Source organism: Falsiroseomonas algicola, assembly GCF_011040385.1.
Classification (GTDB): domain Bacteria; phylum Pseudomonadota; class Alphaproteobacteria; order Acetobacterales; family Acetobacteraceae; genus Falsiroseomonas; species Falsiroseomonas algicola.
Genome location: NZ_JAAIKB010000011.1, coordinates 57,536 through 68,593, shown reverse-complemented (window position 1 = coordinate 68,593; position 11,058 = coordinate 57,536). Strand labels below are relative to the sequence as shown.

Here is an 11,058-nt window from a genome sequence, read left to right as displayed (position 1 = left end):
GGAGGAGGGCGCGATGCCGAGCCTGACCGTGGAACTCACCGAACCCCTGGCCCGCTTCGTCGAGGAAGCGGTGGCGCGGGGCGACTACCCCGACGCCAGCGCCGCACTGCGCGACGCGCTTTTCGTCCTGCGCCAGGAAAACCAGGTGCATGGCGAGAAGCTGGCAACCCTCCGCCGCGAGGTCCGCCGCGGCGCGATCGAGGCCGATGCAGGGCAGTTCTCGGACTTCAGCGTCCTGGACATCGCCCGCCAGGTGCGCGCCGAGGCCGAACGCATCGCGTGACGACCGCTGGATACCGGCTTGCCGCGCCGGCGGCGGAGGACCTCGGCGCCATCCTGCGCCACACGTTGCGCCAGTTCGGCACCATCCAGCACGACAGCTACGCCGCCCTGATCCACCGCGCCGCCCTGCAGATCGCGCGAGAGCCCGAGCGCATCGGCACCATCGACCGCCGCGACATCGCCGAGGGCTTCCGGGCCTTCCCGGTCTGGATCGCCGCCCGCAGGCGGGGCGCCTCCCCCCACATCCTCTTCTACGTCAGGGAAGGCGACGGCATCGCCATCCTCCGCATCCTCCACGCCGCCATGGACCCCACGCAGCACCTCACCCCCTGAGGCGATCGAACCCGACGCACCCGCGGCCGTTACGGCCGCCATGCGCATCGCCGTCGTCATCAACTCCGCCTCCGGCACCGCCCTCGGCCGCGACCAGATCGCGGAGGAAGTGGCACGGCACCTCGCCGCCGCGGGGCTCGAGGCCGAGCTCATCCCGGACATGCCGGAAGGCCTGCTCGCGCGGCTCGACGCCGCCGTCGCCCATGGCGCCGATGCGGTGGTCGTGGGCGGCGGCGACGGCACCATCGCCGCCGCCGCGGCGCGGCTCATGGGCGGCCCCACCGCGCTCGGCATCCTGCCGCTCGGCACCATGAACATGCTGGCCAAGGATCTCGGCATCCCGCTGGAGCTCGACCAGGCGGCGGAGGCGCTGGCCCATGGCGCCATCCGCGAGATCGACGTGGCGGAGGTGAATGGCCACTACTTCCTCTGCTCCTCCGTCATCGGCTCCCCCTCCTGGCTCGGCCGGCATCGGGAGAAGCACCGCGGCCGTGCCTCGCTGCGCACCCGCATCGCCTTCGCGCTTGCCGCGCTGCGGTCGGAATGGAAGCACCGGCCGATGCGGCTCAGCGTCTCGCTCGATGGCGGGCGGGCCGTGCGGCTCTGGACCCGCGCGCTCTCAGTCGCGAACAACCGCTATGCGGAGGGCTTCGGCCAGGTCATGGCGAAGCCGCGGCTGGATGCCGGGGAACTCGGGCTCTATGTCGCGCGGCGCTACGGCGCATGGTGGTGGGTGCGGCTCATGGTCGGCATGTTCCTCGGCACCTGGCGCGGCGCGCGGCTGGTGCATGAACGCGCCGCCGGCACCGTGACCATCCATGCGCCGCGCACGGCGCTGCGGGTGATGAATGACGGGGAGGCGGTGCTGCTGCCCCCTCCCCTCGTCTATCGCAGCCATCCCGGCGCGCTGCGGGTCATCGCGCCGCGCGCGGCACCGGTGACGGTGGATGCGCCGGTGGAAGAGGCCCTGCCGCCCGGCGCCGCCATCGCCTGAGCATGGCCCGCTGCATCGCCCATCTCTCCGACCTGCATTTCGGGGCGGAGGATCCCTCCGTCGTCGCCGCGCTGGCGGCCGACCTGGCGCTGAACCCGCCGGACCTGCTGGCGGTCTCCGGCGACCTGACGCAGCAGGCGCGGCACCGGGAGTTCATCGCCGCCATGACCTTCCTGCGCACCATCCCCGTCCCGATGCTGGCGGTGCCGGGCAACCACGACATGACGCCCTATGACGTGATCGAGCGCTTCACCGATCCCTATGGCCGCTGGCGCCGGCATGTGGGGCCGGAGACGGAGCCCGTCTTCATCGATGAGGAGATCGCGGTGGTGGGCCTCAACACCGCCCGGCGGGGCGGGCTCTATCTCAACTGGGCGCGGGGCCGCGTCTCCCGCTCCCGCCTCGCCAGGGCGGAGGCGAAGCTGACGGCGCTGCCGGAAGGCCGTTTCCGCATCGTCGTTGCCCACCACCCCTTCGTGGCACCGGCACTCGCCCCCGCGGCGCGGCTGGTCGGCAATGCGGCGCCGGCGCTGGAAGCCTTCGCGCGGCATGGCGTGGGGCTGGTGCTGACGGGGCACCTCCACCTCGGCGACATCCGCCCGGTGGGGGAGCGTGGGATGCTGCTGGTGCAGGCCGCGACCGCGACCTCGGTCCGGCTGCGCGGCACGCCGAACGCCTATAACCGCATCACCGTGCAGGATGGCCAGGCACGCGTCACGACGCGGGTCTGGGACGGCACCGCCTGGCAGGACGCACCCGCCCCCGTCACGGCGTCCTGAGGCTGCGCCCCAGCGCCAGCGCGGCCGGCACCGCGGCCAGGCACAGCGCCGCCATCCCCCAGAAGCCTGCCCCACCCAGCGCCGCATAGGCCGGGCCGCAGGCCAGCGTCACCAGCATCATCCAGAGCCCGACGCCGAGTGCCGCGTGCAGGGTCTGCGCCGTCGCGGCCTCCGATGGCGGGACGATGCGGGCCAGCACGGCCATGGCGGCCAGGTGCTGCATGCCGAAGGTGGCGGCGTGCAGCACCTGCGCCGGGAAGAGCCACAGCGGATCGACCGTGACGGCCGTGATGCCCCAGCGCAGCACGCCCGCCGCCGCGGCCGCCACCGAAAGCCCCGTGGGGCCGAGCCGCGCGACGATGCCGCGGCCCCAGAGGAACAGCGCGACCTCCGCCACCACCCCCGTGGCCCAGAGGGCGCCGATCAGTCCCGCCCCCAGCCCCGCCGCCTGCCAGTGCAGCGTGCCGAAGGCGTAGTAGAGCGCATGGCTCGCCTGGATGAGCGCGGAGACCGCCAGCAGGCGCCGGAAGGCGGGGGTGCGCAGCGGCGCGAGGAAGCCCGCCCAGCCCGGCGCCGCGCGGGCGGCCACGGGCGCGCGCGGCAGCAGCAGGGCGGCACCGGCCGTCCCGGCCAGGCACAGCACCAGCAGCACCACCGCGCCCTGGGTGCCCGCCATGGCCACCGCCTGGCCGCCCGCCAGCGCCGCGGCGATGAAGGCAATGCTCCCGGCCGCTCGCACCCGCGCATAGTCGAAGCCCGGGCGGCCACGGGCCGCCGTCACGGCGACGGCATCCGTCAACGGCACGATCGGCGCGATGGCGGCGCTGTGCACGGCCTGCACCACCAGCAACCCGAGAAAACCTGCCGGCAGCAGAAAGCCGCAGGCCGCCAGCGCCGCGATGGCCGCCGAGGCCGAGAGCACCGCCGGCGCATGGCCCAGCGCATCGGCGATCCGCCCACCCAGCGGTCCGGCCACCAGGCGGACGGCCGATCCCACCGCCAGCACCACCGCCACCTCCTCGGCGGAGAGCCCGTGCCCGGCGAGCACGGCCGGCAGGAAGGGCAGGATGACGCCGACCGCGGCGAATTGCGTCGCGAAGATCAGGGCATGGCGGGCAGCGAGGGTCACGGGCCGCAACCTGACGGCTGCGGGCCGGGGGCGGAAGGGGCTCAGGCCGCCTTTCGGAGCGCTTCGATCCGGGCGCGCGGCAGGGGGTCGGTCCGCGCGGGAGAGATCGCGAGCCCCCCGCGGCTGTCCGGCGGCGCCTCCAGGCTGCGGTCCAGGGCCAGGGCGGCGATGCCGGCCAGGATGGCCAGTGCGGCGACGCCGCAGGCCAGCATCGTCAAGGCAAGGCGTTCGGCCTGTTCCACGCCGGCCGTCGCCTCGTCCACCACCTCGCCGGGCACGGCGCCAACCGCCAGCACCAGCAGCATCACGCCAAGCATGGCCAGCGCCAGCCCGGCCAGCAGGGTAGCCCGCCCGGGCGGCGTGGCCCGGCCTCGCGGATCGGTCATGCAGGGCCTCCTGCCCCGGGTGGCGCGGCGGGGGGACCGGCCAGGAGCCCAGGCTGGCGCAGGAAGATTGACGCTTCGTTGCCGGGGCGCCGATCGCGCCAGGGGGAGGCGGCGATGCCTCCTTACCGGGCCAAAGGTTGCCAAGCCCGCGGCGGCGTGCCACCCGTCTTCTCCCCCACGGACCATGCCGACCAACACGATGTCCGATACGATAAGGTCACACGGCCAGATGTTCGCACCCCGGGTCCGCGCTGTGCTCGGCCCCACCAATACCGGCAAGACCCACCTCGCCATCACGCGGCTGCTGGCGCATGCCTCCGGCATCATCGGCTTCCCGCTGCGCCTGCTGGCGCGCGAGAACTACGATCGCATGGTGGCCGCCAAGGGCGAGAAGTACGTCGCCCTCATCACCGGGGAGGAGAAGATCGTCCCCCCGGAGGCGCGCTGGTTCGCCTGCACGGTGGAGGCCATGCCGCTCGACCGCCGCGCGGAATTCGTGGCGGTGGACGAGATCCAGCTCTGCGCCGATGCGGATCGCGGCCACATCTTCACCGACCGCCTGCTGCATGCCCGCGGCCTGGTCGAGACGATGTTCCTGGGCGCCGAGACCATCCGGCCGCTGCTGCAGCGCCTGGTCCCCCAGGCCGAGATCGAGACGCGCCCGCGCCTCTCCCAGTTGACCCATGCCGGCCAGGCCAAGCTGACCAAGCTGCCGCCGCGCTCCGCCATCGTCGCCTTCAGCGCGACCGAGGTCTATGCGATCGCGGAGGCCGTGCGCCGGCGTCGTGGGGGCTGCGCCGTGGTGATGGGTCGCCTCAGCCCCCGGACGCGCAACGCGCAGGTGGCGCTGTACCAGAACCGGGAAGTGGACTTCCTGGTGGCGACGGACGCCATCGGCATGGGCCTGAACATGGATGTCGACCATGTCGCCTTCGCCGATTTGAGAAAATTCGATGGCCACAACCTGCGCGCGCTGAATGCGCAGGAGGCCGCGCAGATCGCCGGCCGCGCCGGCCGCGGCATGCGCGATGGCAGCTTCGGCACCACGGCCGATTGCCCGCCTCTGCCCGATGAACTGGCGCATCAGATCGAGGGCCATCACTTCGAGGCGCTGTCGCAGATCGCCTGGCGGAACAGCGACCTCGACTTCGCCAGCATCGACGGGCTGCTGGACAGCCTGGCCGCGCCGCCGCCCCAGCCGGGCCTGGCCAAGGGCAACGACGCGGTGGACCACATCACGCTCAACGCCCTGTCGCGGGAGGCCGATATCCGGGGCCTCGCCCAGGGCCGTGCCCGCGTGCGGCTGCTGTGGGAAGCCTGCCAGGTGCCCGACTTCCGCAAGATGTCGGATGACAGCCACACCAGGCTCTGCGGCAAGATCTTCGGCCACCTGGCGCAGGAAGGCCGGCTGCCGACCGACTGGGTCGCGGGCAACATCGCGGCACTCGGCAATGTGGAGGGCGACCTCGACACGCTGATGGCGCGCCTCGCGCATATCCGCATCTGGTCCTACATCGCCGCCCGCGCCGACTGGATCGCCGATGCGGAGACGCAGCAGGCGGAGGCCCGTCGGGCCGAGGAGGCCGTGAGCGACGCGCTGCATGAGCGGCTGATCGCCCGCTTCGTCGATCGCCGCGCCGCGCATTTGATCCGCAGCCTGGACGACACGGAGAAGGAGCTGCTCTCCGCCGTCACCCGCCAGGGCGACGTGCTGGTCGAGGGCCATACCGTCGGCAAGGTGCAGGGCTTCCACTTCCATCCCGACCCGGATGCGACGAAGGAGGAGGAGAAGCGCCTCGTGCTCCGCGCCGCCCGCCGCGCGCTGCGGGAGGAGATGCCGCGCCGCCTGGCCGCGCTGGAAATGGCGAAGGACGAGGCCTTCACCCTGACGCCGCAGCACCGGATCATGTGGGATGGCGCGGAGGTGGCGCGGCTGCGCCCGGGGCCGGAGCCGCTGAAGCCGCATGTGGACGTGCTGGCGACCGAATTCCTGGACAACACGCAGCGGGAACGGGTGCGCGCCAAGCTGGCGCTCTGGCTCGAAGGGCTGGTGAAGAAGGAGCTCGGCGGGCTGGAGGCCATGGAGGCCAAGGCCGCCGAGGACAACACGCTGCGCGGCCCCGCCTTCCGGCTGCGGGAGAATATGGGCCTCGCCCCCGGGGCGACCGACCGGGAAGTGCCGGCGGAGCTGCGGACGCGGCTCAAGGCCATCGGCATCCGGGCGGGGCGCTACGCGCTGTATCTGCCGGATGTGCTCAAGCCGCGGGCCATGCAGCTGCGCGCCCAGCTCTGGGCGCTGCGCCGCAACATCCCGACGCCGCTGCTGCCCAATCCCGGCCTGGTGGCGGTGACGCTGCCGGAAGTGCCGCTGCCGGCGCCGGCCGACCCGAACACCCCGCGCGGGCCGGAAGGCTGGCCGCCGGGCTTCGCGATCATGGCGGGCTGGCTGCCGGCGGGGCGCGTGCTGCTGCGCCTCGACGTGGCGGAGCGCATCGCGGGGGAACTCGGCTACCTCACGCGCCGCGCCCCGGCGCCGGTGCCGGAGGGCCTGGCGTCCCGCCTCGGCGTGAAGGGCGACACGCTGCCCATGGCGCTGGAGGCGATGGGCTTCCGCCTGATTCCGGGCGGCGAGCTGGAGGAGGGGCAGTTCGGCCCGCCGGCACCGCCCCGCATCAGCGTCCATCGGCCGGAACGCCAGGGCCCGCGCGGCCCGCGCCGGCCCGACCAGGCGCGGCCGGAGGGCCGCCCCGACCAGGCGCGCGGCCCCCGCCGCGACGACCGCCCGCGCGGGCCACGGCCCGAGGGCGCGCCGGACGGCGCCCCGCGTCCCGTCTATTTCGGCCCGCCCATCCCGCCGGAGCTGCGCCAGCCTCGCCCGGACCGCGGCCCCCGCCGCGATGGTCCGCCGCGTGACGGCCAGCGCCGGGATGGTCCGCCTCGGGATGGCCAGCGCCGCGACTTCGGCCCGCGCCGGGACGGCGGCAACCGTCCGCCACGCGACGGCGCGCCGGCTGCCGATCAGGCCCCCCAGGCGGACCGGCCCGCAGCGGACCGGCCGCAAGGAGATCGTCCGCGGGGTGACCGTCCCCAGGGCGATCGCCCGCGCGGCGACCGGCCGCGCTTCGATGGCCCGCGGCCCGACCGCCGTCCGGATGGCCCGCGGCCACAGGGCGATCGCCCACGCTTCGACGGGCCGCGCCCGGATCGGGGCGGCGACCGGGGTGGCGACCGGGGCCGTTTCAGTCGCGACGAGCGGCCGCGGGAGGTGATCGCGGCGCCGAAGCCCGATTCGCCCTTCGCGGTCCTCGCCCAGCTGAAGCTGAAGAAGGACTGAGGCGCGCATGGAGGCAGGGGAAGGGCGCGAATTCCAGCGTCTCGACCTCTGGCTCTGGTGTGCCCGGCTGGCCAAGACGCGGGCCGAATGCGCCCGCCAGGTCTCGGGCGGCAGCGTCCGCATCAACCGCCTGCCGACGGACAAGCCGCATGCGAAGCTGCGCGTCGGCGATGTGCTGACGCTGGCACTCGGTGGGCGTGTCCGCGTCTGGCGCGTGCTGGCGCTGGCGGACCGCCGCGGCCCGGCCAGCGAGGCGCGCGGCCTCTATGAGGATCTCTCCGATCCCGCGTGACGCGAGGCCGCTTGCCTTGCGTCGCGCGCCGGGCCATGTCGTCATCTCCGCGCCGCTGGCATGGCGCGGACGAAAGCCGCCGCAGGGGCCGCGGCACGCATCTCCGCCGGAGGCGCAGTTGACCTACGTCGTCACCGAGAACTGCATCAAGTGCAAGTACATGGACTGCGTGGAAGTCTGTCCGGTGGACTGCTTCTACGTCGGCGAGAACATGCTCGTCATCCATCCCGATGAATGCATCGATTGCGGCGTCTGCGAACCGGAATGCCCCGCGGAGGCGATCCTGCCCGACAGCGACGACAAGGCGACGCCCTGGGTCGAGCTGAACCGCACCTATTCGACGCAATGGCCCAACATCACCCGCAAGGGCCAGGCGCCCGACGATGCGGATGAGTGGAAGGACAAGCCGGGCAAGAAGGACCTCTTCGACCCCGCCCCCGGCAAGCCCTAGACGAATCAAAGGGCCTGCCCGACGCGCCATCCCGCCCCTGTCCGGGCGGGGGTGGAAAGCCGCGCCTGTTTGTGTTATGTTATCAATGGGATCGGGAAAACGACACGGATCGCCGCGCGTTTCCTTCTCATCGGGTTCATGACAAGCCCGCGACCGGGCCCTGCCCGCGGTGCCGCCCAGGGGCGGTGACTGCCGTGTGGCGGGCCGACCGTGGCGCGGCATGGGAAACGGGTGGCGTGATGAAGCAAACCGCCCCATCGGCGGCCCGCTCGAAGGCCCCGTCGAAGGCAGGGGCCAAGGCCGCGGCGAAACCCGCCGCCAAGGCGCCGCCGGCCGCCGCACGCCCCAGCGCCAAGCCGGCGGCCCAGGCCAAGCCGCCCATGAAGGCCGCGCCTGCCCCGAAGCCCGCCGCCAGGCCCGCGCCGCCGGCGAAGAATCCCCCCGCCGCAACGGCCAGCAGCAAGGCCAGCGGTGCCAAGCCCCCTGAAAGCAAGGCCATCCCCATCAAGACCCCTGCCCCCAAGACTGCCGAGGCGCCGAAGGCTGCCGAGGCGAAGCCGCAGGCGACCAAGTCGCCGGCCCCGAAGCCCGCGATGACCAAGCCCGCCGCGGCCAAGCCAGCCGCCGAGCCGCCGCCCGCGCCACCGCCCACCTCGCGCCCGGCGCCCCCCATGCAGAACCGCAACGCCCCGCCCCGCCCCGCCGCCGCGGCCGCCGCTTCCGCGCGCCCGCCGGTCTTCCCGCCCCGGCCCGCCCAGCGCCCGCCGGTGGATGAGGATGACGATGCCGCGCCGCCCCCGCCGCCCAAGCCCAAGGGCCCGCCGGTGGAGTTCAAGGCCGGCGACCACGTCGTCTACCCCACCCATGGCGTCGGCCAGGTGCAGGGAATCGAGGAGATGCCGGTGGCCGGCATGTCCCTCAAGGTCATCATCGTGACCTTCGAGGAGAACCGGATGACGCTGCGCGTCCCGGTCAACAAGGCCGCCTCCTCCGGCCTGCGCAAGCTCGCCAGCCAGGAGATGATGAACGAAGCGCTGGAAGTGCTGCGCGGCCGCGCCCGCATCAAGCGCACCATGTGGTCCCGCCGCGCCCAGGAATACGAGGCGAAGATCAACTCCGGCGACCCGCTGGCCATCGCGGAAGTTGTCCGCGACCTGCACCGCAATGCCGGCCAGCCCGACCAGTCCTTCTCCGAACGCCAGATCTATGAACAGGCGCTGGACCGGCTGGCGGCGGAACTGGCCGCCATCGACCGGACGGACAAGGCCGCCGCGGCCGACAAGCTGCAGACCTTCCTGAAGACCGTCACCTGACGGTGACAACCCGGGGGTGCCACCCGCGCCCCCGGGCTTTTCCAGCGCGCCCGGCCATGCGATGGGGCCCGGATGCCCCGGAGCCTCGCCTGATGACGCAACGACCGAGCCGGCTCTCCCCCCATCTGCGACGCCTGGAAGCCGAGGGCATCGCCATCATCCGGGAGACGGCGGCGAGCTTCCGCAATCCCGTCCTGCTCTACTCCATCGGCAAGGACAGCAGCGTGGTGCTGCACATGGCGATGAAGGCCTTCGCCCCCGGCAAGCCGCCCTTCCCGCTGCTGCACATCGCGACAGGCTGGGATTTCCGCGCCATGCTGGAGTTCCGCGACCGGCGCGTGGCCGAACTCGGGCTGGACTGCATCGTCCACACCAACCCGGATGGCTTGGCGCGCGGCATCGGGCCCCTCACCCACGGCTCCCAGCTGCACATGAACGTCATGGGGACGGAGGCGCTGAAGCAGGCGCTGGACCAGCACGGCTTCGACGCCGCACTCGGCGGCGCGCGGCGGGACGAGGAGAAGGCGCGGGCCAAGGAACGCGTCTTCAGCCACCGCACCGCGGGCCATGTCTGGGAACCGCGCAACCAGCGGCCGGAGCTCTGGGGCCTCTACAACACGCGGCTCAATGCCGGGGAAGGCATGCGCGTCTTCCCCCTCTCCAACTGGACCGAGTTCGACGTCTGGGACTACATCGCCGCCGAATCCATCCCCGTCGTGCCGCTCTATTTCGCGGCCGAGCGCCCCATGGTCCGCCGATCCGGCGCCCTCATCATGCGCGACGACGACCGCATGCCGCTCGAGCCCGGCGAGAGCGTCGAGATGATGTGGGTCCGCTTCCGCACCATGGGCGACTGGCCGCTGACCGGTGCGCATGAAAGCCGGGCGGAGACGATCGAGCAGGTGCTCGAGGAAATCCGCGACAGCCGGAAGAGCGAACGCGAGGGCCGCCTGATCGACAGCGACCAGGAAGCGTCGATGGAGCGAAAGAAGCGGGAAGGCTACTTCTGACGCTGAGGCCCCCACCCCCGCCCGCTTTCAGCCCCTTACGCCAGTTCGTACTCCACCTCCGGCACGTAATGCGCGGCCTCCTTGCCCAGGAAGGAGGAGAAGAGCGTGAAATGCTCCACCATCACCGGGGGCGTGCGGAACAGGCTGTGGGCCTGCACGAAGCCGATCAGCTTGTGGGTCTCCGCCCGGTCCGTCCGCGCCAGCGTCACATGGGGGGCGAAGCGCTTGCGCTCCGGCTCCAGCCCGATCCGTTGCATCGCGGTTTCCACCTTGGCCTGGAGCCGGGTCAGGGCGTCGGACCGCTCCGCCGTCACATGCAGGGACTGGATGCGACCGGCTTTCTCGAAGGTGCCGACGCCGGCCAGTGCCAGCTCGAAGCGGGGACAGCGGATGGCGGCCAGCGCCGCGTCCACCTCCTCCGCCTGCCAGCCCTGGACCTCGCCGATGAAGCGCAGCGTGAGGTGGTAGTTCTCCGGCGGCACCCAGCGGGCGCCGGGAATACCCCCGGACAGGGCCGAGATCTGGGCCTTGACCAGGGAGGGGAGGGAGAGGGCGACGAAGAGACGCGGCATCGGCAGGCGCTCCGAATCCGGGGCGACGAAGTGACCGCCCAAGAACACCGCCGGGTCGGCTTCGCTGGGCTTTTCCGCCCCTGGTTCGTCAGCGGACTTGCCGATGCAACCAGCATCGGCGGCGCCCGCTTCCTGCCAGGGACAAAAAATCCCTCGCGAATCCTCAGCCGCCGGCGTTCTCGG

The 11,058-nt window shown here is 72.7% G+C and carries 11 protein-coding genes and 1 pseudogene; 9 read left to right on the top strand and 3 right to left on the bottom strand.

The features are described 5' to 3' along the window. The first annotated feature begins 13 nt into the window (after positions 1-13). From G3576_RS22605 to G3576_RS22590, 4 genes are read left to right on the top strand one after another with little or no spacing between them, the layout of a single operon-like run. The gene (locus G3576_RS22605; protein WP_164696739.1) at positions 14-283 is read left to right on the top strand and encodes a ribbon-helix-helix domain-containing protein; all 270 of its coding nucleotides are present in this window, start codon (positions 14-16) and stop codon (positions 281-283) included. Then, the gene (locus G3576_RS22600) at positions 280-615 is read left to right on the top strand and encodes a type II toxin-antitoxin system RelE/ParE family toxin (RefSeq protein WP_164696738.1); all 336 of its coding nucleotides are present in this window, start codon (positions 280-282) and stop codon (positions 613-615) included. Before G3576_RS22605 ends, G3576_RS22600 begins: the two co-directional genes overlap by 4 nt. Positions 616-655: 40 nt before the next feature. Beyond that, complete coding sequence (locus G3576_RS22595) at positions 656-1,609, top strand: diacylglycerol/lipid kinase family protein (protein ID WP_164696737.1); 954 nt, start codon at positions 656-658, stop codon at positions 1,607-1,609. Between the two features lie 2 nt (positions 1,610-1,611). Beyond that, entirely contained in the window at positions 1,612-2,388 is a 777-nt protein-coding gene (locus G3576_RS22590; RefSeq protein ID WP_164696736.1) for a metallophosphoesterase family protein, read from the top strand. On the opposite strand, the gene G3576_RS22585 is transcribed toward G3576_RS22590, so the two are convergent. Both G3576_RS22585 and G3576_RS22580 read right to left on the bottom strand, forming a co-directional pair. Further along, positions 2,375-3,517 carry an MFS transporter gene (locus G3576_RS22585; protein ID WP_164696735.1) on the bottom strand — a complete coding sequence of 381 codons (1,143 nt, stop codon included), beginning with the start codon at positions 3,515-3,517 and terminating at the stop codon, positions 2,375-2,377. The genes G3576_RS22590 and G3576_RS22585 overlap by 14 nt on opposite strands. Before the next feature lie 41 nt (positions 3,518-3,558). Then, positions 3,559-3,903 (bottom strand): hypothetical protein, encoded by a 345-nt coding sequence (locus G3576_RS22580; RefSeq protein ID WP_164696734.1) that lies wholly within the window; start codon positions 3,901-3,903, stop codon positions 3,559-3,561. A gap of 229 nt (positions 3,904-4,132) precedes the next feature. Here G3576_RS22580 and G3576_RS32790 point away from each other — a divergent pair. The 5 genes and pseudogenes from G3576_RS32790 to cysD form a co-directional block, all read left to right on the top strand. Next, positions 4,133-6,022 (top strand): annotated as a pseudogene (locus G3576_RS32790) (helicase-related protein); the annotation flags it as partial. 1,222 nt (positions 6,023-7,244) lie between these two features. Beyond that, the gene (locus tag G3576_RS22570) at positions 7,245-7,529 is read left to right on the top strand and encodes an RNA-binding S4 domain-containing protein (RefSeq protein WP_164696732.1); all 285 of its coding nucleotides are present in this window, start codon (positions 7,245-7,247) and stop codon (positions 7,527-7,529) included. 118 nt (positions 7,530-7,647) lie between these two features. Further along, complete coding sequence (gene fdxA, locus G3576_RS22565; RefSeq protein ID WP_164696731.1) at positions 7,648-7,980, top strand: ferredoxin FdxA; 333 nt, start codon at positions 7,648-7,650, stop codon at positions 7,978-7,980. Positions 7,981-8,219: 239 nt separating this feature from the next. Continuing rightward, a complete protein-coding gene (locus G3576_RS31925) occupies positions 8,220-9,293 on the top strand; it encodes a CarD family transcriptional regulator (protein ID WP_235952358.1) in 1,074 nt (357 codons plus the stop codon). A 92-nt stretch (positions 9,294-9,385) separates the two neighbouring features. After that, entirely contained in the window at positions 9,386-10,303 is a 918-nt protein-coding gene (gene cysD, locus G3576_RS22555) for a sulfate adenylyltransferase subunit CysD (protein WP_207622990.1), read from the top strand. A gap of 35 nt (positions 10,304-10,338) precedes the next feature. Here the strand turns inward: cysD and thpR are convergent, their stop codons facing one another. Further along, a complete protein-coding gene (gene thpR / locus G3576_RS22550; RefSeq protein ID WP_164696729.1) occupies positions 10,339-10,875 on the bottom strand; it encodes an RNA 2',3'-cyclic phosphodiesterase in 537 nt (178 codons plus the stop codon). Positions 10,876-11,058 lie beyond the last annotated feature (183 nt).

Excerpts from the sequence above, each read along its gene's own strand:
- G3576_RS22605 (WP_164696739.1), top strand. The coding sequence starts at position 14 with ATGCCGAGCCTGACCGTGGAACTCACCGAACCCCTGGCCCGCTTCGTC.
- G3576_RS22595 (WP_164696737.1), top strand. The coding sequence starts at position 656 with ATGCGCATCGCCGTCGTCATCAACTCCGCCTCCGGCACCGCCCTCGGC.
- G3576_RS22590 (WP_164696736.1), top strand. The coding sequence starts at position 1,612 with ATGGCCCGCTGCATCGCCCATCTCTCCGACCTGCATTTCGGGGCGGAG.
- G3576_RS22580 (WP_164696734.1), bottom strand. The coding sequence starts at position 3,903 with ATGACCGATCCGCGAGGCCGGGCCACGCCGCCCGGGCGGGCTACCCTG.
- G3576_RS22570 (WP_164696732.1), top strand. The coding sequence starts at position 7,245 with ATGGAGGCAGGGGAAGGGCGCGAATTCCAGCGTCTCGACCTCTGGCTC.
- G3576_RS31925 (WP_235952358.1), top strand. The coding sequence starts at position 8,220 with ATGAAGCAAACCGCCCCATCGGCGGCCCGCTCGAAGGCCCCGTCGAAG.
- cysD (WP_207622990.1), top strand. The coding sequence starts at position 9,386 with ATGACGCAACGACCGAGCCGGCTCTCCCCCCATCTGCGACGCCTGGAA.
- thpR (WP_164696729.1), bottom strand. The coding sequence starts at position 10,875 with ATGCCGCGTCTCTTCGTCGCCCTCTCCCTCCCCTCCCTGGTCAAGGCC.